We start from the raw sequence: 20142 nt of genomic DNA, 5'->3' as shown, positions 1-20142 counted from the left end.
TTCCTTCCAAAAACTTTAGAAAACTTTGGTTATAATAATTGGCTTCAGTGATATCACGCCTTGTTTTTTGAACTTACTTAATATTAGATTGACATACTCTCTGCTTGAGTTACTAAGTTTAGCTATTATCTCTTGTGTAATACAATTCGGCAAAGCTCCTGAATTGTTTGATGTAATACACCAGGCAATTACTTCAAAAACTCGTTGCTCAGCCGGTAATAACATCCAGTATGATTTAATTTGCAGTAATTGCTTAAACATTTCTTGCTGGGATCTGATATGATACTTCTCAGACGTTCTTGACATATTTTCAAGTAATCGATTTAAAAAAGCTTTATTAACCAGTATAATTCTGCACTCCGATAAAGCTGTCAAAGACTTTTCTGCGTTTTTATCAATAGAAAGCCATTCTAGATCACATGATTGATTCTTAAATAGAAGAAAAGCATTTAGTATACTCTTTTCTTTTGTAGGGATAGCTATCTTCTCTTCAAAATATACAATTCCGTTCATATTGAACAAATATATATCGGACTTACTGGAGAAATCCCATATGGTATCGCCCTTTTTAACATCCATCATTCGGATATTATTAGAATGCTGATTGTTATCATGATATTGTGTAAGAATCTGTTGTAAATTAATATCTTTTTCTAATGTAGCCATGAAGCTCACCTCTCTTAGTTTTATCCAGTGCCATACCTGTATGTTATCACTGAATACTTTTAAAAAAAATACAATATTTCTTGTTTATGAGCACTAATATTGTACATTGTGTTACATTATTGCCTTAAATGCATTTTTTGACCATTTTTCTTACTAATGTTACCACCATCGTTCAAGTTGTCAGGAATAACGCATGCTTTGAGTTAATTCTTGTACATGAAAGTCATTTGTATGTTATTCTAAAGCTAAGGACTCAACGGTTTTCACTAGTTATGCTGTTTTTCTAACACACTCAGTATAACGCTTCGATTGCAGTACTTCTTGAACCTATCTATTGCTTCAATGACGATTTTCTATCAATTTTATTCCTCTAGATTCACATAAAAATGTCTATTATGTTATATTTACACTTCTTTTTTGATAATCATGAACAATTTAATAACAATGATACTAGTACTCTTTTTATAAAATTAGTGCTCTAGATGAACAGTCGTACAAGAACTATTCTTTTTGTATAACATTCTATTGAAGGGGGAGCCACCATGTACCTAAAAGAAACCATCGATAACTTTGCAACGAGTTCCAACATCTTAAAACTGCTAAAAAAAGATGCGCAATTTAATCATCACTGTATTCAAGAAAGATTTCCAATGGGACAGGAACTAATGTTCGGCAAAAGGAGAGAACACTTCTATTTAATTGAAAGCGGCTATGTCAAATATACGTATGAGGGGCAAACTGGGAAGACATTCAGTTTTTTTGTTCGTTCTGGCAGTTTTCCGTTTCTACCTTTATATGAGGAAGATATACCTACTAAGTCACGACTTGAAGCCTTGACGGATGTTGTTTGGTGGAAAATTGATTTTGCCTTCTTCAAACAAACATTACTGCTTGAAGATCCTAGGAATTATATCTTATTAAGCTATACTGCACGCACTCGCAAGGAATTGTACGGATTAGCTGTAAAAGATCGTCTTAATTCAAAGGAACGGATTTATTTTAGTTTACTGTCCTTGATTGACCTTGGTTTTCACAAAGATACTAATGTAGTTGAATTACCTATTTTCCTTACCTACGAGCGCTTGGCTGAACTTTCTAATACTTCTAAGGGCTACACATCAAAAGTTTTATTAGGTCTGCGGGAAGATAAAGTTTTGATATCTAATAAGAAGCCTTGGATTATTTCTGATGTAATAAAGCTGAAAGAATTATTAGATGCAAACAGCCTACCAGAGCCATTTTAAAGATCCTGATTTACTAGAAAGAAGATAATAAAGAGTTAATGTTTGCTTTATTAAAGAAAGCATGATATATTTAACTAGACTTATTTTTGTTGGTGAAGAAATGATTAGTGAATAACTTTCCACTTCGTACCGCTAAGCAGGAATAGTAATATTATGTGCCAGTGTGCACGAGGAGGAATTTAGATATGGAAACAGGTACAGTAAAATGGTTTAACGGCGAAAAAGGTTTTGGTTTTATCGAACGCGAAAACGGTGACGATGTATTCGTACATTTCAGCGCTATCCAAGGTGAAGGCTTCAAATCTTTAGATGAAGGCCAAAAAGTTACTTTTGACGTAGAAGAAGGTCAACGTGGACCTCAAGCTGCTAACGTTGAAAAAGCGTAATTTTAGCTGATAAAAGAGACTCACTTTTGTGAGTCTCTTTTTTTTGCAAAACGAAATGAGGTATTTCCAATGGAAATACCTCATTTCGTTTATTTATTTTTAAACAACGTCGGTTTGGAATAACCTTTCCCACTTACCAAATCATACTCAATTAGTTTATAGTCCTCTAGATATTCTTTAGCTTTCGGAGATAATTGATCTTCAATGATGGTTTGGTTTTCGCCGTTAATTAAGACATTTTTCTCTAAGCCTTGAACTTCTTTGCTCATTTCTGTTAGCAATGCATAGTATGGCGAAACCTTACTATCTGTTAGCTCCAACATTTTTGGAACGAAGTAAATGGGACTGATTGTGCCGTAATCTTCTTTTGGTAGATCGAAATTGGCATACATGAATAACGGTGTTTCATGCATTGTTCGTTCCGTATTCTGATTGACTATTTCTTCTGGGAACACGCTAGGCAGATGATCTCCCCAGAAAACGACCATTGTTTTTTCTTTCATGTTATCGAGCTCTGTCACGAAGTCTTTCAAGGCATCGTCGGAGTATTTGATTCCTTGGATGTATGACTCCACGGTCTGTTTATTTTTCTCTGGTATGCCCTCGACGCCTATCGTATTGATATATTTATCCCAGTAGGTCATGTGATTTTGCATAGTAACGAGGTGAATGAAGGTCGATGTTTTATTTGCTTTTAGTTGGTCTAATGTTTCTTGAAAAGCGGATGCGTCTGAAATATATTCGCTATCATCTAGCGTTTCAGTATGCTTCATTTCGTCTCGACTGATGAATTTATTGAATTCTAGAGCATTATATACATCTGTGCGCCTGTAAAAAGACGGTTTAAATGGATGAATCGCGATTGTTTCATAGTTATTTTGTTTTAACGAGCTCACCAAGGATGGGAAATTTTCTTTTTGATAAAGGAACATCTGGTATGGTGATGTGATTTGTGGGTTAATATTGTACATAGAAAGTCCTGTTAAAGCTTCGAACTCGATGTTAGCTGTACCACCGCCGTATCCTTGTGATAGACTGTATCCGGACGGGTATTTCTCCATAATTTTGCGAGTTTCTGGAATTGGATCTGATGAAGTTGTTACGCCATGTAGTCGTGTTGGATCACTGAAACTTTCGCTCATAACGTAGACAATATTGACGTCATCCATCGGTTTGTTTTTGCGTGTTGCGTTGATTTGGTCCGCGAGTTTGCTGTATTTTTTCGTTATGTCTTTGATGTGTGATTCAGTGTAATTAACTGGTTTATCCATAATGTTTGCTGTGGCGCTATAAATGAGACCTCCAACAAAGCCATATTGTTGATAGCTTTCTTTCGGATCGACGTCTTTCCATTGAGCATCGATGTTATACGCCTTTCTAAGCCAATTATCAGAGCTTTGAAAGTTCGTGAGCGAGAACAGGAGAACTCCGCTGAAAACGAGCCCTGCTGCGCGAATAATAAGCGTCTTCTGGTCCCAGTACTTGAAATCGCGACCGTAGTATTTAGCTGAAATTTTGCGGGAGTAGCGGTCGAGTATCCAGGCGATGGCGATGATGACTGCGATTCCGAGGAACAGAAGTACGACGAGCCATGTAGAGAGCATCGAGAGCATGAAACGCCATTGTGTGATCATTTCAAATTCCTGTGGGTAAAGCGGTTCGCCACGTTCCAGGAATTTCTGATTGTTCGCGAAGGCTACAACGATGGAGGTACCAACAAAAATGGTGCTACTTGCCCATACGTTTCCAATGAGCGAAATTAGAAATAAGTATACTAGCATGAGAACTAAAATTCCGAGTAAAAATGGAATCGGATATGTCTTGATCATTTCGAAAGTAGCAGATAAGTTGAAGCCACTAAGCGATGCATCTAGTAAAATGTGCAAAATAACGGATAGGACGAGCCCAAGACCTAGTGTTCTGAGTGACCTAACTAGATATGGATGCTTTGGTTGTTTCCTCTTTTCTGGTGCTATCATAATAAAAAATCTCCTCTGTAGCCTAAAAGCTATGTTTTTCCGTTTTCATCTTTCTTACGTATTATACTATAGTGAAAAATAGAGTACAAACGCCACGAGTAAGAGCAGTGAGACATGCCTCACTGCTCTTACTCTATATCAAAAAGCGATATTTCTTATTGATGGCACTTGGGATACCACAATTATTGGGGTAATACCGCCTGATGATCCCCTTTTATTTGCTTGCTGTAATAACCGAATCTTCCATGGCTTTCAGCAAACGCGTTACCCTTTTTTTCCTCAAAAATGCGAAAATGGTACCTACCACCATATTGTTCATTTTCTGCATCCATTTCTCAGCTTCAATTTCTTCCTTATATGTGACTTCACAAACATGATCACTAATTTCTGTGACCGTATACGTTGTCCGGTGAAGGTTTACACGACTCGTTGTTTCGAATTGATACACGTTTGGAAATTGAAACTCGGTAATCTTGGTTTCAACTGCGGCGCCATTGGACATCGTTCTGCGATACTTCAGCCCTTTTAGCTTTTGCATCGGCAGATTTTTTCCGGTCGCTTGCTTGACGTCATAAATAACAGATTTTGCAATCGTATGAAAACATTCTTTTTGCGAGATGTATAATTTTTTGGAAACGTTCATAACGCCATCTCCCTTTTATGAATTCTTGTCTTTCTTCTTTTTCAGGAAAACCATGAGACCCCCGAGAACAACCACTAAAATTCCAGTAAACATCATTGGCAAATTAGTCGAGTTACCGCCCAGCGTTGGACTGAACACGATAATAATTAAACCAAGGCTCATTATAAATAGTCCGTTTGCAGCACTTTTCATCATTACTCCACAGTAACCTGGAAGTAGAGAACGGCGCCAATATCCGTTGCTTTCATAACATCCTTCGCGATTCTAACCGCAGCTTCTTCATCCTCAGCAGTCGTTTCGAAGTATAATTTAATTCCTTTTTCGTCCACCTTTTTAAAAGTGACACCATTTTCATTATAATTCTCCAATGTTTCTACAAAAAAATCTCGTTTCATAGGACTACTAATTACGATCATTTTCATTACCTCCTTCTACGTATTACCTTTATTATACTTTTCGGTGTGTGGAGTGTAAAGAATCAACTAAACACGATTTCACATAATGGTAAAGTTTTCGATTGCCTCCTAATAAATCGGCGACAAGCGCTCAATTAGCGTAAAGTCCAAATTCAGGCTCTTCGTTCAAAAAACGATTCCCTAACTCCGACTTAACTAGAGTCATATCTCAAACCCACTAAAAATTAAAAGTTCCACATCCCGGTCCTGACTCCCCGTCAAAACCGGTCCGTGTCACCAAACCTCAGCGGGACGACAACTGCTTAGTTCCTAGGCAAAAGCGAGCACCAAAGCGGAATGTACGACTGTACACGAGCATCGGAGCGGAGCTTTTAACGACGGAAATGAGCGGTTGTCGTTCCGCTGAAGACTTATTCTTTCATTTCTTCTTCAGGTATACCAACCTTGTTCGCTGTAATAACGAACGGCACCCATATTACAAAGGCTATGGCCATGTTTATGAGCGATATGACAGGTGCCATCCAGTCTCCTCCGGTTGCAAGGAATGAGTTGAGTAGCGGTGGCATTACCCATACCACGGCGATTTTAACTGGTGCAACGAGTCCCCATACAGTTGCAAAGTAAGCGACTGTAACCATAATCATCGGTGCAATGATGAATGGAATTAGATAGATTGAGTTAAGCACAATCGGTAAACCGAACATGATTGGCTCATTGATATTGAATATACCAGGCCCGAGTGATAGTTTTGCGACGGTTCTCGAGTCCGCTCGTTTAGAGAACATGAGTAGGGCGATGATAAGTACAAGTGTACCACCTGAACCACCCATCCATACGTAAGCATCGAAAGAACCACGAACCCATTGGTACGGAAGATCAGATCCTGCAACGCCTTTTGCTGCTTCGTTAATGTTGTTAAGTTGTGCTGTACCCCAAAGTGATTCTAGAACTGGAGCCAGTACGTTTGGTCCATGAATACCGAAGAACCATAGTAATTGAACTAGGAATGTTACTAATAGTACTGCGCCATAACCTTGTGACAAGGCAAGTAGCGGTTCTTGAATTGTTTTAGAAATCCATGTGATAACGTCAAGACCTGTTAATTTAACGAATGACCAGTCGATAATCGCACAGATGTAAAGTGCTACTAATGCAGGAATAATCGCCGCGAATGCTTTACTTACTGCTGGCGGTACGGAATCTGGCATTTTGATAGTGATGTTAGCACGCATTAATTTCGCGTAGATAATAGTAGAAATAAAACCGAATAACATGGCTGTAAACAAACCGGTACCATTTACTTGATTTAAGTCTAGGAAGCCCCAAACTGGTTGAATCATCGAAACGTCTGCTTTTGGATGTGCTGCTAAGATCGCATTTTTGATTGGATCGACAGCAACTGTTTGTGACAAGTTCATAACGAATGCTGCAAGTGAAACAAGTGCACCGGCTAAGCGGTCAACTTCATACACTTTTGATAAGTTATAACCTAATGAGACCGAGAATACTAAGGAAACGATTGCAAGTGTCGCTGCCCAAACATATCCATTCACTCCGATAAGTGGTTGCATGGCTTCGACAAATCCTGTCCAACCCCATGACGTTGGGAAATCCCTGAAAAATGCATTTAAAAGAACTGCGATTGAGCCGGCCATTGTGATTGGCATTGTTGAAATGAATGCATCACGTAACGCGACTAGATGTTTTTGCGAGCCTATTTTAGCTGCTACTGGCACGAAATACTTTTCTAAAAAATTAGTTAGTCCGTTCATAATTATCCTCCCTATTTTAAAACGATTTGTGGTTTATCGGCATTCCTCGAATAAACTCTCTAAAATGGATACCCTTTTTGCTTCGAGTTTATCGGCTTCTTTATAGCGCCTGAATGCGAACAACCTCCATGCGACCTGTGAATGGCTAGGGATGTCCTCCTCTCGTATTCGGATTAAGGTTTTATGGATTCACTTAACTATAATGCAAAAACCGTGCCAAGTTTTTAAAAGGGGTAAAAAACACTGGAAGCGCTTCATATGACAGGGTTCGTTTGTGAAAGTGAAGCGTTTACACACATAATGTACGTCTGTGTAAAGCGGAAAAGCGCTGTACACACGATGAATTTTTACAGGATTTTTATTTTTATTTGTCTGATGGGTAATATCGACGTGTGTAAGCGCTATCTTTTTGATTATTTAACAAAGATGTCACCTTATTCTTTCTTTTATTGTGTTATGCTTTAAAGGTACAAATAAAACATAGAGAGATAGGGGCGATTTGAATGAAATTGACATTAGAAGAAATGAAAGCGGTAACTCACGAGTTCCATACGAACCTCAATAACCGAGATTTTGACAAGCAATTTGCGTTAGTGACCAGTGATATTGAATTTCACAAGAATGGAGAAGTTATAAAAGGGGCTGAAAATTTTGTTGATGCACTCCGTAAAATTACTGCTTCATTCGCAGATGCAGTAGTAACGGACCAAGAAGTTTATGCAGAAGGAAACGTTGCTGTTGTTCGTTATATTTTATCCGGTTCATTAACTGGTAGTATTACATTTCCTGATGGCACCTCTGCATCTGAAACGCATAAAGCATTTAAATACAACAGTGTAGAGTTTTTCGAATTTGATAAGGATGGTAAGGTATGTGAAATTCGCCAAGTGAATGACTCTGGCTTAACGCCTTCCACAATAGAAGCTGCTGTAAAATAGATTTAGGCTATAAAATAAGAAGAGGCAACCGAATTTGGCTGCCTCTTCTTATTTTTTATGCTTCTACTTTTGTGAAGAATTGTGGTAAATGTTCTTTGTGTGCTTCTAGTAATTCGTCTAGCACGGTTTGAGCAATGTCTCCGCTTGGAACTAGTGGGTTTAGCGTGAAGGCTTGGAGTGCTGTGTCGTAACTGCCTGTAACGGCTGCTTCGATTGTTAGTTCTTCCATTGCTTTCATCACTTGGAGTAAACCGCGTTGTGCTGGTGGGAATTTGCCGAAGTTGACTGGCTCTGCTCCGTGTGCGCGGATAACACTCGTGATTTCGATTGCACTATCGTAAGGTACGTCGTCGATTGCTCCGTTATTACGTGTGGATACAACCATTATTGTGCCTTTGTTATTATAGATAGAGTTGATAATTTCGCAGGCTGCATCGCTGTAATGAGCGCCGCCGCGTTTGGATAATTCTTCTGGTTTATGATCTAGATTTGGGTCTTTGTAAAGTTCGAATAGACTTTCTTCTAGGCGTTTTACAACTTGACCGCGACTTCCTTCTGTTTGGAACGCTTCTAGTTCTTCTTTTAGCATGTCATCTGTCATGTAGTAGTAACGGTGGTATGGACATGGCAGCATTTTTAGATTGCGAACTTGTTCATATAGGAAACGCATGTTTTTGATGTTTTCTACGACTTTTTCCGGGTTGGCGTCTGGTGCGTATAGACCATCGATGACTTGTTCTGTTAGCTCTGTGCCATCTTTATCGAAAATGCGGTGCCAGTGTAAATGATTGATTCCTGCAAATTTGAAGAATAGGTCTTCTTCTGGTTTTTTGAGGACATCGGATGCGCTTTTGATCGCGCCGATTGGAACGTTGCATAGACCGATAACTTTTTCCCATTTTCCGTAGCGAAGAACGGCTTCTGTCACCATTCCTGCTGGGTTGGTGAAGTTGATAAGCCACGCGTTTGGACATAGTTCTTTCATATCTTCTACGATGCTTAGGATAACTGGAATCGTACGGAATGCTTTGAACATGCCTCCTGCTCCGTTTGTTTCTTGTCCGATGATACCGTGACTTAATGGAATGCTTTCATCTTTAATACGTGCATCAAGTAGTCCAACACGGAATTGCGTCGTTACGAAATCGGCATCTTTTAGGGCTTCGCGGCGATCAAGTGTTAGGTGTACTTCGCAGTCGATTCCAGCTGCTGCCACCATACGTTTTGCCATTGCGCCAACGATTTCTAATTTTTCACGGCCTGCTTCAATATCGACCAGCCATAATTCTCTGATTGGTAATTCATCAAAACGTTTAATAAATCCTTCTACTAGTTCTGGAGTATAGCTTGATCCTCCACCAATGGTAACGATTTTTACGCCTTTTTTCATTTTTACATACCTCCAAGAATTTTTGTAAAGCGGTTTCTTATTTCTGCTCATCTTCATTGTAGTTTATGTAATGCATTACAGGTCAAGGGTTATTTGAAAACTTTTTGATTAGGCTAAAAATTGATGTATACTAGAGTGGAATGTGAGGAGTTGGATTGGATGGCAAATATTCAGGATATCGCAAAATTGGCTGGGGTTTCTGCGGCGACTGTTTCTCGGGTTGTGAGTGGGCGTGGTTATGTGAGTGATGAAACGCGGGCTCGTGTGCAGAAAATTGTAGATCAGGTCGATTACGCTCCAAATCGCAATGCGGTTTCATTAAAAAGTGGGAAGACAATGATGATTGGGATTGTGGCGATAGCATTTGATAGTTCGATGGGTGTTTTTTTGCGTAGCTTCTCGCTGGCGGCGCAAAGTGAAGGATATAATACGACGATTTTTGTGACAAATGGGGATAAGGCGCGAGAACTTGAGGCTTTGGAGATGTTGCGGCATAAGCAGTTAGATGCCCTGGTTTTTGTGATACGATTGAGCCCTTGGGATTTGATTGAGAGTTATGCGAAGTATGGACCAATTGTAACGTGGGAACGGGTGGAGCTTGCGAAGGTGGACTCTGTTTTTATGAATCAGTATGATGGTTATATGCTTGGTTTGGAGCATTTATATACGAAAGGATATCGCCGAATTGTGAATATTTATGGACGGATGTCTGGGAAAAATACGCGTGGTCGGATGCGGGCTTTTGCTGATTTTTGTGAGAAGTATGGGCTTGATTCGAATACGATGGAACATTTTTATAATAAGGGTCGGATTACGCATGGGGAGGAGATTGCGCATTGGTGGTTGGCGCAGGATGTGAAGGCGGATGCGATTTTGTGTCCGACGGATTATTTGGCGTCGGGATTCATTGCGGAGGCGCGGCGGATTGGGATTCGGGTTCCTGAGGATGTGGCGGTCGTTGGCTTTGACGATACGAATAATGTGGCGCGGTTGTTTGATATGACGACGATTCATTATCCGATTGACCTGCAAGCTGAGAATGCGTTTCGGATTATTTCGAATAAATTGGATGATAAGGATGAGCCTTTGCAGGAATTAGAATTTCGATTGGTAGCGCGAAAAACGACATGAGAGACTGAGGCTCATGTCGTTTTTCGTTATTTATATTGTGATGAGTGCTAAGATTAAAGCAATGATAGCGGGTATTCCTTGCGCAAAAAAGATGCGTTTGGACACGGTTGTCGCGCCATAAAGTGTCGCGATGACGACAACTTAGGAAGAATACCTAGATGCCCGGCTTTAAGGTTGGCAGATTCACTATATTCAGCTGCATATTGGTTTTGTAACTCAGTTCATTTCGAACAACGCAAACAATGAGCCTTCCTCGCTTCGCTCGAAACACTTAATTTTTGAAGGAGTGAATCGGGGCAGGAATCCTTCCACCACGTGCGATGAATTCAGCTGATGATTTTTTATTTACTTTCATAACCGGAGCTGTTCCAAGTAACCCACCGAATTCCACTATATCACCAACTTTTGTTCCTTCTGCAGGAATGATTCGAACGGCTGTCGTTTTATTATTGATGACCCCAATTGCTGCTTCATCGGCAATCATCGCTGCGATAGTTGTCGCTGGCGTGTCGCCTGGGATTGCGATCATATCAAGGCCCACGGAACATATGGCTGTCATCGCTTCTAGTTTTTCTAGGTTTAGTGAGCCGTTATTGACCGCTTCAATCATGCCAATATCTTCTGAAACTGGTATAAACGCACCGCTCAAACCTCCGACGTGTCCGCACGCCATAACGCCACCTTTTTTTACAGCATCATTTAATAGCGCAAGTGCAGCAGTTGTTCCATGTGTTCCGACTGTCTCGAGTCCCATTTCTTCTAGGACATGTGCGACGGAATCTCCAACGGCTGGTGTTGGCGCAAGCGATAAATCAACAATGCCAAATGGAACCCCTAGGCGTTTCGATGCTTCTTGCCCAACGAGTTCGCCCATTCGCGTAATTTTGAAAGCGGTTTGTTTCACCATTTCAGCAACTTTGTCAAAACTTTCGCCCTTTACTTTCTCGATGGCTCGCTTCACAACTCCTGGTCCACTGACACCGACATTGATGACGCAATCAGCCTCGCCAACTCCGTGAAAAGCGCCTGCCATGAATGGGTTATCTTCTACAGCATTCGCGAATACGACTAGTTTTGCACAACCAAGTCCTTGTGTATCGACTGTCAATTCGGCGGTTTTCTTGATGACTTCTCCCATATCTCGAACAGCGTCCATATTAATTCCTGTTCGTGTGGACCCGATATTCACCGAGGAGCAAACACGTTCTGTCTGTGCAAGCGCCTCAGGTATCGACGCAATCAAAATCGCATCGCCTTTTGTGTATCCTTTTTCCACCAAAGCCGAGAATCCACCGATAAAATTGACACCGACTTTTTTCGCCGCATCATCTAGTATTTTGGCAAAAGCAACATAATCTTTGTCCGCAGAAGCGCCAGCAATAATCGCGATTGGCGTCACAGATATCCGTTTATTTATGATCGGTATCCCGAATTCAGACTCAATCTGTTCGCCTGTTTCGACTAGCTTTCCTGCATATGTAGTAATTTTTTTGTATATTTTTGCGCGTGCCTTCTCGCCGTTACTATCGATGCAATCAAGTAATGAAATACCCATTGTGATCGTTCTAATATCCAACTTTTCTTCTTCAATCATGCGAATGGTTTCTAGGATTTGTTTCGTCTCCATATCCGTCCCTCCTTATAATTTATGCATCGAGTTAAAAATTTCTTCCCGTTGAATGCTAACTTTGACTTGCAGATCCGTTCCTTTTTTCGCCAGTTGTTCTTTTACTTCATCAAAAGCTTTCGTTGTCGTGCTAATATCCAGCATCATCATCATCGTGAAGTAACCGTCCATAATTGTTTGTGACACATCCAAAATATTGATTTCTAGTTGACTAAGCTCATTACTGACGCCTGCGATAATACCAACATTGTCTTTTCCAATAACCGTTAAAATTGCTTTCAAATTGATCCAGCTCCTTTTTTTCGTTGATAGGTTCTATTATACTTCTTATCATTCTAAATTTCATTAATTTTTAGAAAATAAAATTTTAACTATGTATTATGTTTTCTTGTATTAAGACTAAAATAGCACAAAGCGCGTGTGGTGGCGGCTCTGTGCTATACGTTTATTTAATTAAACTCAATGCTGGCTGGAATGCTTCAAAGTGAATATCCGATTGGGCATGTCCCTGCGCTAATAAGATCGCTTCAATCTCTCTCATGAATGGAACTGGCCCGCATAGATAAATGGCCGCGCCTTGTTCTACAAGCTCCGACAAGTCGGCTTGGCTTATGTTTTCACCTGCAAAAAGATGATATCGTGCGCCTAGTTTTGTTTGGAATGCTTCGGCGAACACAGCGTATTCTTCAGATCTGACGCAATGTATCAGTTGTGCTTGATTGGCTGTTTCCATGCTGTCAATCATTGCCGCAATCGGTGTGATACCAATACCACCTGCAATAAATACGTGCTGACTTGCTGCTTTGTCTAATTCGAAATCACCTGCTGGAAGCGTCGCAAGAATCGTATCGCCAACTTGATAATTCTCATAAATATGATTGGAAACAACACCTGCTGGATCTTTCTCATTTTCCTGTTTTATCGCGACTTGATAGGTTTTTCCATCAAATGCTTTCGTCAAACTGTATTGGCGATTGTGAAACAGCTCGTTCAGCTTCACACGTAACGATAAATATTGGCCTGGCGTGAAATCTACTAACTCTCCACCATCATTTCGGGCTAGATTTAATGTGAAGATATTCGGTGCAATATGGCGCTTTTCTGTAATTTTGAATTCGATAAAATCTTGATTTCGTGCGTCACCTAGTGCATCGTACATTTCCTGCTCTACCTCGATGAAAATGTCCGCGATAATGCCGTACGCTGCGCCCCAAGCATCCAATATTTCTGGTGTCGCGGCGTCACCTAAGTATTCCGCGATGCCTTTTAATAAGTATTCGCCGACAATCGGGTAATGTTCTGCTTTAATCGTCAAGCTACGGTGTTTATGCGCAATCGTTTTGACTTGTGGCAACAGTACTTCTAACTGCTCAATATTCTCTGCTGCTAAGTAAACTGTATTCGCCAAAGCAAGTGGCTGTGTTCCAATTTCTTGGTTAGTAAGGTTGAAGTAATTAAGTAATTCAGGATGGGCCTCGAACATTTTTTTATAAAAAATCGACGTAATTTCTTTGCCGTGTTCTTTTAAAATTGGTGCTGTGGATTTGACTATTTGCTTTTGTTCTTCTGTTATCATCGTCATTCCTAATTCCCCCTAAAAAATGGTATACAACCTTTATGATATCATAGTTACCTCCAGGAATCTCTCGGGGGTTTCCCTTATTTACCTTCGCGATCAAGTTGTGTTCGGATTTCTCGCGCGATGCATTCCACGGTATAAATGGCTGGGAGCTGGGAGGTAATGTCCGCTTCTTGATACATCTCTTTGTTTATATAGTAGGCAATATTCGCGTCAGATAATTTCGCCATCGTTGACTTCGCGCTATTTGTGATCGTGACAATTTTGCATTTTTGCATTTTGAGTTGGTGGATGTACTTAATAATGTCCTCATTTTCGCCTGAAACGGAAATCGCGATCATACATATTTTATCGGATAGTTTGCTGGATAGGTGGTAAAATGGGTGATTTAGTGGATCTTCAATGTGGAGCGCCAGTGTGAACAACGAGGAGAAATAGAGTGCGCCATATTCCGCGATAATTCCTGATGAGCCAATGCCAACGAACAAGACTAATTCTGCATCACGCAAAATTTTCGCTGACGCTGCAATATTCGCTTTAAATTCAGGTTGTGCCGTCCGTTTCAGGAAGTCGATATACGTTGTTTCGTCGGACATATCCACGTTGATTTTCGTCCGTTCCTGTGCATACATCTGCAACTTCACCCGAAACTCGGAAAAACCGCTACACTCAAACTTACGACAAAAACGCAAAATGGTTGTGGTGCTAACATGCGTGGCGTCTGCCAAATCGCGGATACGCATGTACGTGACGGTATCCAAATTAGTCGCGATGTAATTATAAATATCCATTTCCGTATCATTCAGTTCAATCGTTTTATCTAAAAAAAGCATTTTCATGCCCCCGATCTTCATTATATGACCATTTTAGCACGATGTTCGCTAATGTGACAAGGCGTTACATAAAAGGAACAATTTCCAACTTCAAAAATCCTTAACAAATACCCGCGAAATAATAGCTATTTTTTCCGTTTCAGCCTATACTATTGGGAGAAGAAAGCGTTATACAAAACATAATCAAATCTAAAATATATTGGAGGAAAAAATGATGTCTAAAGGTATTAAAATCGCGACAATCGGCGGTGGATCAAGTTATACTCCCGAATTAATTGAAGGTTTTATCAAACGTCAAAAGGAACTTCCAGTGCGTGAACTATGGCTTGTGGATGTGCCGGCTGGTAAGGAAAAACTCGAAATCGTTGGTAATTTAGCAAAACGGATGGTTGAAAAAGCCGGCGTGGATATGGAAATTCATTTGACAATGGACCGCGAGGAAGCATTGAAAGATGCTGATTTCGTAACGACACAATTACGTGTGGGGCAATTGGATGCGCGTGTGAAAGATGAGCGTATTCCGAACTCTCATGGCGTAGTTGGGCAAGAAACAAATGGTCCTGGCGGGATGTTTAAAGCGTTCCGGACGGTTCCTGTTATTCTTGATATTTGTAAGGATATGGAGCGTCTTTGCCCGAATGCATGGTTGATTAACTTTGCGAATCCTGCGGGAATGGTGACCGAAGCCGTGTTGCGCTACAGTAATATCAATCGCGTTGTTGGTTTATGTAATGGCCCAATCGGCATTGAGAAAAACATTGCGGATATTCTAGGCGTGGACCACACAGAGATTTATGTTGAATTTGTCGGCTTGAATCACATGGTTTTCGCGAAAACGGTTTATAAAGATGGTGAAGATGTAACGGCTGAAGTTGTAACTAAAATGACGGAAGGCGAATCTGGATCGACGCTGAAAAATATCAATGCGACTGGCTGGGATGCTACATTCTTGCGTACTTTAAACATGATTCCTATCGATTATTTGCGCTACTACTGGCAAACGCGTACGCAGCTGGAAGATCAACAAGCCGCGTATGAAAAACATGGGACACGTGCCGAAGTCGTGAAACGTGTGGAAGCAGAACTTTTCGAGTTGTACAAAGATGTGGATTTAGCGGAGAAACCGAAACAATTAGAACAACGCGGTGGTGCTTATTATAGTGAAGCGGCGTGTAACTTGATTAACTCGATTTACAATGATAAACGGGATATTCAAATCGTGAATACGCGCAACAATGGCGCTATTTTGGATATCGATCCTGAGTCTGCGATTGAAACGAACTGCGTGATTACGCGTCAAGGTCCAATTCCTCTTGCAAGCGGTCACCTTCCTGTGGCAATTAACGGGATTATTCAACAAATCAAGACGGTAGAGCGTTTGACTGTCGATGCAGCGGTAACTGGTGATTACGATAAAGCCTTGTTAGCTTTAACTGTGAATCCTCTTGTACCAAGCGATACGGATGCTCGTGTTTTACTTGATGAGTTACTTGAGGCGCACAAAGAACATTTACCATTGTTCTTCATTAATAAATAAGTCGATTCTGGAATCTGAGATAAAAGGATTTCTTAGTCTAATAAATACACATCAAAAATCTTCTTTTAGATTTCCGATGTGTATTTTGTTTACTAACAAATAATCAAATAGAAACTTTGATCCGAAAGAATGAATGATTATATGAAAAATTTTGCTGAAAATAAACGAGATAGCAAAATTAACCCCCATTTTTAGAGCTTAACGAATCCTATCACCCAGTCATTTTGCATGTAAAAAAAGGGTTAATTAATTGTAATAAATATGGTAAACTATTGTTATGGTAATCGAAGGGAGGAGAAATTTGCTAAAAGAACGAATTAATTTTTTAATAGAAGTTCAAGGAATAACCAGAAAAAATCTTGTCAATGGCTTGATAACACTACCTCACTTATCAAATATTCTTGCCGGGCGTTACTTGCTAGCAGAGGATTTAGCCGAGCAGTTTGGAGAGCGTTTGGGAGTTGCAACAGACTATCTAATGCATACGGAAGATGTATCTAAAGAAATTATTCAAGAAACTGAAGCAATCGTTCGTCGTTTTATGTTATTCCAGCAAGTTGACGATGCATACATTGTTTCATTGCCTGAGAAAAATAATGCGCTTGTGATCGAACTTTCAGCTGCATTGATGAAAGCTTGTTATTATCAAACTATGAATATGAAGGTGAGTTATCAAACACTACATACAACATATTTAAATTTTTATGTAGAAAATTTTGATGATTTATCAATTTTGAAACTACCTATACCATTAAGAAAGGCTTTCTATTATTACAAGTTGCAATTTTATCGATCAGTGTCACAATTTGAAATGAGTAGTAAGTATATTGAATTGCTACTTCATATGCTTGATGAAGATACGGAAGCTTGGGTTACTATTAAAAAAATAGAAATGGAAATTTTCGTGTCTCTAAAACTGTATGATAAAGCAAAACATAGCTTCGAAGACTCACTTCACCGTGTTCAAAAAGAACATCTGCTTCACCATCTGTCAAGTCTATATATTGCAGAAAGTGCCTATTGCTTTTATTTGAAACTTTATGAAGAGGCACTTGTGAATTTGGCAAAAGCAGAGGAATATTTAGTTTATATGGATGATTCAGCTGGCACTTACCTATGCATGATTTTTAATAATCGGATTTTAATGTTGATTACCATGAATCAATTGGCAGACGCTACATTCGAGGTTGATCGTTTCAAAAAGTATCTTCAGCAACAAGAAAATATAGATCCAACTTTCTGGACGCTTATTGCATTACATAAAGCTGATATTGCATTGGCTAGTGGTGCATTTACACAATTAGAAAATACACTTGAGAGCTTGCAAAAAACAAATAAAACTCCCGATCAGGTTTATGCGGTAAAATTTTATCAAAGCCAGTTGGCACTTCATAAGGGGAACTTCAAAGAGGCCGAAGCACTTGCGAAAGATTGTTTGTGCTTCCTTGAACAAAATGATTTTCCTAATCGGTTGTTGGTAGTTTATGAGACGCTCGCAACTTGCGCAGAACAATCACGACAATATAAAAAATCTTCAGACATGTATAAAAAAATGACAATACTATTAAAAAAGAATTGAGGAGAATGAAAATGAAAAGAATAGGACGTATTGGTAGCACAATTGGATTTATAATGATTTTTGGGACAATGGCATATATATTCTTAGGTTCAGATAAGATTGATATTATGCAGTCTCCTATTTTCAAGATTGGAATCTACGGCGGTATTACGGTTTTAATTCTTAGTAGCATTGTGCCGGTCTTCTCTACACTATTTGGTGGGCGAATAAAAAACGGTACTCCTGCACTCGGCCTAGTTAAATCAGTTAGACAAACTGGAACATATGTAAATGAACAACCCGAACTGGAATTAAAAATGCAAGTAACCGAAAAAAATGGCGAACAATTTGAAGCTATTGTTACATCGATAGTTCCCTTAACACAATTGGCAATTGTTCAGGAGAATGCAACTATACCCGTTCTTGTTGGAGCAGATAAAAAAGTTGGTTTACCCAGAACAGGTGACCCACAACTTTCAGGAGAAGAAATGCAGTCGCTACTTAATATTATGGCTGTAAAAAATGGGGTGATAAGTGAAGAATCCTTGGAAATCAGTAAAAACGGGGTGGAAAGTTATGCCACAGTAAAAGCGATGCGCCCTAAAAATTCGCTGACAGCAGAACGCGTAGAGCTAGAATTAGACCTTGAACTAACGCAAGTAAATCAAAGTATCATTTCCGTTACTGTGGTTAAGACAGTTCCACGAGCTTCCATAGATCAGTTGCAACCAGGTCGTGTGATTTCCGTCATTTATTTGCCACAGCATCCCGAAAAGTTGGTCATTAAAACAGGGGTGGATAGCAATACTCTTCAAGCTGCCTTTCAAGGAGTATAAACATACAGATTGAATCATGAGCATAGATAATTAAATGCACAGGAGTTACGAATATATACTCAGACTAGTTGGAGGGGCACAATGGATACTACACTATTAGATAGAATAAAATACTCACTACAGTTCAACGAAAGTCTCATGCACAACATATTCTTAGCAATCACTTTAGTCGTAAATGCTATAATATTACTTTCATTTGTAGCACTTATCATCAAAATGACTAAAAGAAGTTCTCGTGTGGAACGTAAGACAGGCAACATCCTTTCTTTTTCCACTTTATTTTTGGTAATTTTCCCACTCGGATTGTTTCTACTCATCGACGTTAGTCTATCAACAGATGGAAGTGCGGCTGCCACAACCGAGGCAATTAGTTATGAACAAGATGGTAAGCAAGTAACTGCAATGATTACAAACCGTTTTACAGCAAATAGTTCTGTCCGGGGAATCGTATCAGGATCATCTACTTCCAGCATAATAGCTTTCGAACCAGAAACAGGAAAAAAAACTGTTTTCACAAAAAATTATACCAAAGAAGTCTTCTGTTATAGACACAGCAAAACTATTATCTGTCAGTGATAATCAAATCTTCGCCTTCTATGGTGGAACAATATTCGTGCTTGATCAAAAAAACGGAAAAATTGAACATAAAATAGATTCTGCAAACTCGGTTCCAATTTCATCATCAAGTGATTTTTGCAAATTTGATTCATCACTTAATGAAGTGGTATTCACCTGCACAGATGGGTTAGTCTATTCTCTTAATTTAGCTTCCTTAAAAACCAAAAAGCAGCCTACAATCCAAGCCAACCAATATTTTGCAGAAAAGGATCTATCGGATATCCATTTTGCTCGTGGGATCACCCTCCAAGTTCTGCGGAATGACAAGTACAACATGTTCCTCTCTGATTCAGAAATTCAGAACATCAAAGCAGGTTCAAAAGAACTACCTAACTCTTCATTACAAGACCGCAGATACTTATATACTGGAAACCTAGACAAACCGAATGAGTTAAAAAAATGGAATCAACAAGTTTTCATTGGGGGTGGCTTCCTTCCTAAGAAAGAATCTACTCTAATCGATCCCTATAGCTCAATTGATCCACGAACAAATCGCAACTACTCGACATATCAGGAGGTCGCTATACACGGAGAAACAAATTCAACTGGTCCTTTTCAATTAGCAAATCCAAATCAGTACTTAGTTGTGCACCGTGCCTCGACTGAATTATCATCCAATATTCTGTTGAGCTGCATTGATATTTCCAGCGAACAAACACTTTGGACAATTGATACTGAGGGGGATGATATAGAGGGCTATACTCAAATCGATAAAAATCACATCCTTCTTTTATGTAGTAAAGTAAATGAAACTTCAGGCGTAGCAAATACCAGTCATACTCTCTACCTCTCCTTAAAAGATGGCAGTGGCAAAGGATACTTCTTTAAATATAATAAGAGTTTTGACATAAAAAAAGAAACTAACTAAATTTTATATTGAGTAATGTTCACTCGGTTATAGAGAGTCCGCACTTTTCGATATAAAGAGAGCCTTTTGTTTCGGGCTCTATATGGCGAAAAATACACAATATCGCCATAATTTTGTTTAA

21 protein-coding genes are annotated in these 20142 nt (G+C 39.5%); 9 read left to right on the top strand and 12 right to left on the bottom strand.

Annotation, left to right across the window (positions count from 1 at the left end; translation table 11 throughout):
* Nucleotides 1-15: 15 nt before the first annotated feature.
* Entirely contained in the window at nt 16-666 is a 651-nt protein-coding gene (locus HCJ66_RS03840; protein WP_187131965.1) for a Crp/Fnr family transcriptional regulator, read from the bottom strand.
* A 542-nt stretch (nt 667-1208) separates the two neighbouring features.
* Here HCJ66_RS03840 and HCJ66_RS03835 point away from each other — a divergent pair.
* Both HCJ66_RS03835 and HCJ66_RS03830 read left to right on the top strand, forming a co-directional pair.
* Nucleotides 1209-1910, top strand: coding sequence for a Crp/Fnr family transcriptional regulator (locus HCJ66_RS03835; RefSeq protein ID WP_187131964.1), 702 nt, complete (start codon nt 1209-1211; stop codon nt 1908-1910).
* Nucleotides 1911-2095: 185 nt separating this feature from the next.
* Nucleotides 2096-2296 (top strand): cold-shock protein, encoded by a 201-nt coding sequence (locus HCJ66_RS03830; RefSeq protein WP_036061193.1) that lies wholly within the window; start codon nt 2096-2098, stop codon nt 2294-2296.
* A gap of 89 nt (nt 2297-2385) precedes the next feature.
* On the opposite strand, the gene HCJ66_RS03825 is transcribed toward HCJ66_RS03830, so the two are convergent.
* The 5 genes from HCJ66_RS03825 to HCJ66_RS03805 form a co-directional block, all read right to left on the bottom strand.
* Nucleotides 2386-4275 carry an LTA synthase family protein gene (locus HCJ66_RS03825; RefSeq protein WP_187131963.1) on the bottom strand — a complete coding sequence of 630 codons (1890 nt, stop codon included), beginning with the start codon at nt 4273-4275 and terminating at the stop codon, nt 2386-2388.
* A gap of 214 nt (nt 4276-4489) precedes the next feature.
* Nucleotides 4490-4918 (bottom strand): DUF3284 domain-containing protein, encoded by a 429-nt coding sequence (locus HCJ66_RS03820; protein ID WP_181677670.1) that lies wholly within the window; start codon nt 4916-4918, stop codon nt 4490-4492.
* A gap of 15 nt (nt 4919-4933) precedes the next feature.
* Complete coding sequence (locus HCJ66_RS03815) at nt 4934-5080, bottom strand: LPXTG cell wall anchor domain-containing protein (protein WP_246369439.1); 147 nt, start codon at nt 5078-5080, stop codon at nt 4934-4936.
* 32 nt (nt 5081-5112) lie between these two features.
* On the bottom strand, nt 5113-5334 hold the full coding sequence (locus tag HCJ66_RS03810; protein WP_036061190.1) for a hypothetical protein: 222 nt from the start codon (nt 5332-5334) through the stop codon (nt 5113-5115).
* 410 nt (nt 5335-5744) lie between these two features.
* Nucleotides 5745-7106 carry a PTS sugar transporter subunit IIC gene (locus HCJ66_RS03805; protein ID WP_187131962.1) on the bottom strand — a complete coding sequence of 454 codons (1362 nt, stop codon included), beginning with the start codon at nt 7104-7106 and terminating at the stop codon, nt 5745-5747.
* 503 nt (nt 7107-7609) lie between these two features.
* Here HCJ66_RS03805 and HCJ66_RS03800 point away from each other — a divergent pair.
* Entirely contained in the window at nt 7610-8044 is a 435-nt protein-coding gene (locus tag HCJ66_RS03800; RefSeq protein WP_187131961.1) for a nuclear transport factor 2 family protein, read from the top strand.
* Between the two features lie 55 nt (nt 8045-8099).
* On the opposite strand, the gene HCJ66_RS03795 is transcribed toward HCJ66_RS03800, so the two are convergent.
* On the bottom strand, nt 8100-9434 hold the full coding sequence (locus HCJ66_RS03795; RefSeq protein WP_187131960.1) for a 6-phospho-beta-glucosidase: 1335 nt from the start codon (nt 9432-9434) through the stop codon (nt 8100-8102).
* Nucleotides 9435-9593: 159 nt separating this feature from the next.
* On the opposite strand from HCJ66_RS03795, the gene HCJ66_RS03790 reads away from it, so the two are divergent.
* Entirely contained in the window at nt 9594-10565 is a 972-nt protein-coding gene (locus HCJ66_RS03790) for a LacI family DNA-binding transcriptional regulator (protein ID WP_187131959.1), read from the top strand.
* A 30-nt stretch (nt 10566-10595) separates the two neighbouring features.
* Here HCJ66_RS03790 and HCJ66_RS16455 read toward each other — a convergent pair whose 3' ends face one another.
* The 5 genes from HCJ66_RS16455 to HCJ66_RS03765 all read right to left on the bottom strand — a co-directional run bounded on the left by HCJ66_RS16455 (nt 10596) and on the right by HCJ66_RS03765 (nt 14604).
* Nucleotides 10596-10697, bottom strand: coding sequence for a DUF1304 family protein (locus tag HCJ66_RS16455; protein ID WP_425489607.1), 102 nt, complete (start codon nt 10695-10697; stop codon nt 10596-10598).
* Between the two features lie 139 nt (nt 10698-10836).
* On the bottom strand, nt 10837-12192 hold the full coding sequence (locus tag HCJ66_RS03780; RefSeq protein WP_187131958.1) for a PFL family protein: 1356 nt from the start codon (nt 12190-12192) through the stop codon (nt 10837-10839).
* 12 nt (nt 12193-12204) lie between these two features.
* Complete coding sequence (locus tag HCJ66_RS03775) at nt 12205-12474, bottom strand: ACT domain-containing protein (RefSeq protein WP_187131957.1); 270 nt, start codon at nt 12472-12474, stop codon at nt 12205-12207.
* Nucleotides 12475-12637: 163 nt separating this feature from the next.
* Nucleotides 12638-13774 (bottom strand): globin domain-containing protein, encoded by a 1137-nt coding sequence (locus tag HCJ66_RS03770; RefSeq protein WP_187131956.1) that lies wholly within the window; start codon nt 13772-13774, stop codon nt 12638-12640.
* Nucleotides 13775-13851: 77 nt separating this feature from the next.
* Complete coding sequence (locus HCJ66_RS03765; protein ID WP_187131955.1) at nt 13852-14604, bottom strand: MurR/RpiR family transcriptional regulator; 753 nt, start codon at nt 14602-14604, stop codon at nt 13852-13854.
* Nucleotides 14605-14818: 214 nt separating this feature from the next.
* Between HCJ66_RS03765 and HCJ66_RS03760 the strand changes: the two genes are divergently transcribed.
* The 5 genes from HCJ66_RS03760 to HCJ66_RS03740 all read left to right on the top strand — a co-directional run bounded on the left by HCJ66_RS03760 (nt 14819) and on the right by HCJ66_RS03740 (nt 20021).
* Entirely contained in the window at nt 14819-16141 is a 1323-nt protein-coding gene (locus HCJ66_RS03760) for a 6-phospho-beta-glucosidase (RefSeq protein WP_187131954.1), read from the top strand.
* 301 nt (nt 16142-16442) lie between these two features.
* A complete protein-coding gene (locus HCJ66_RS03755) occupies nt 16443-17720 on the top strand; it encodes a hypothetical protein (RefSeq protein ID WP_187131953.1) in 1278 nt (425 codons plus the stop codon).
* Nucleotides 17721-17731: 11 nt separating this feature from the next.
* Nucleotides 17732-18535, top strand: coding sequence for a hypothetical protein (locus tag HCJ66_RS03750; protein ID WP_187131952.1), 804 nt, complete (start codon nt 17732-17734; stop codon nt 18533-18535).
* Between the two features lie 81 nt (nt 18536-18616).
* Nucleotides 18617-19111: a hypothetical protein gene (locus HCJ66_RS03745; protein ID WP_187131951.1), complete on the top strand. Its 495-nt coding sequence runs from the start codon at nt 18617-18619 to the stop codon at nt 19109-19111.
* Nucleotides 19041-20021 carry a PA2928 family protein gene (locus tag HCJ66_RS03740; protein ID WP_281384383.1) on the top strand — a complete coding sequence of 327 codons (981 nt, stop codon included), beginning with the start codon at nt 19041-19043 and terminating at the stop codon, nt 20019-20021. Before HCJ66_RS03745 ends, HCJ66_RS03740 begins: the two co-directional genes overlap by 71 nt.
* Nucleotides 20022-20142: the final 121 nt, after the last annotated feature.

It is taken from the genome of Paenilisteria portnoyi, assembly GCF_014322795.1.
Taxonomy (GTDB): Bacteria; Bacillota; Bacilli; order Lactobacillales; family Listeriaceae; genus Listeria_A; species Listeria_A portnoyi.
Note: the sequence above shows the minus strand (reverse complement) of the source record. Positions and strands in the feature narration are given on the sequence as shown.

What these genes read in the sequence shown, in the direction of transcription:
- HCJ66_RS03840 (WP_187131965.1), bottom strand. Translation starts at nt 666, where the DNA reads ATGGCTACATTAGAAAAAGATATTAATTTACAACAGATTCTTACACAA.
- HCJ66_RS03835 (WP_187131964.1), top strand. Translation starts at nt 1,209, where the DNA reads ATGTACCTAAAAGAAACCATCGATAACTTTGCAACGAGTTCCAACATC.
- HCJ66_RS03830 (WP_036061193.1), top strand. Translation starts at nt 2,096, where the DNA reads ATGGAAACAGGTACAGTAAAATGGTTTAACGGCGAAAAAGGTTTTGGT.
- HCJ66_RS03825 (WP_187131963.1), bottom strand. Translation starts at nt 4,275, where the DNA reads ATGATAGCACCAGAAAAGAGGAAACAACCAAAGCATCCATATCTAGTT.
- HCJ66_RS03820 (WP_181677670.1), bottom strand. Translation starts at nt 4,918, where the DNA reads ATGAACGTTTCCAAAAAATTATACATCTCGCAAAAAGAATGTTTTCAT.
- HCJ66_RS03815 (WP_246369439.1), bottom strand. Translation starts at nt 5,080, where the DNA reads ATGAGCCTTGGTTTAATTATTATCGTGTTCAGTCCAACGCTGGGCGGT.
- HCJ66_RS03810 (WP_036061190.1), bottom strand. Translation starts at nt 5,334, where the DNA reads ATGATCGTAATTAGTAGTCCTATGAAACGAGATTTTTTTGTAGAAACA.
- HCJ66_RS03805 (WP_187131962.1), bottom strand. Translation starts at nt 7,106, where the DNA reads ATGAACGGACTAACTAATTTTTTAGAAAAGTATTTCGTGCCAGTAGCA.
- HCJ66_RS03800 (WP_187131961.1), top strand. Translation starts at nt 7,610, where the DNA reads ATGAAATTGACATTAGAAGAAATGAAAGCGGTAACTCACGAGTTCCAT.
- HCJ66_RS03795 (WP_187131960.1), bottom strand. Translation starts at nt 9,434, where the DNA reads ATGAAAAAAGGCGTAAAAATCGTTACCATTGGTGGAGGATCAAGCTAT.
- HCJ66_RS03790 (WP_187131959.1), top strand. Translation starts at nt 9,594, where the DNA reads ATGGCAAATATTCAGGATATCGCAAAATTGGCTGGGGTTTCTGCGGCG.
- HCJ66_RS03780 (WP_187131958.1), bottom strand. Translation starts at nt 12,192, where the DNA reads ATGGAGACGAAACAAATCCTAGAAACCATTCGCATGATTGAAGAAGAA.
- HCJ66_RS03770 (WP_187131956.1), bottom strand. Translation starts at nt 13,774, where the DNA reads ATGACGATGATAACAGAAGAACAAAAGCAAATAGTCAAATCCACAGCA.
- HCJ66_RS03765 (WP_187131955.1), bottom strand. Translation starts at nt 14,604, where the DNA reads ATGCTTTTTTTAGATAAAACGATTGAACTGAATGATACGGAAATGGAT.
- HCJ66_RS03760 (WP_187131954.1), top strand. Translation starts at nt 14,819, where the DNA reads ATGTCTAAAGGTATTAAAATCGCGACAATCGGCGGTGGATCAAGTTAT.
- HCJ66_RS03750 (WP_187131952.1), top strand. Translation starts at nt 17,732, where the DNA reads ATGAAAAGAATAGGACGTATTGGTAGCACAATTGGATTTATAATGATT.
- HCJ66_RS03745 (WP_187131951.1), top strand. Translation starts at nt 18,617, where the DNA reads ATGGATACTACACTATTAGATAGAATAAAATACTCACTACAGTTCAAC.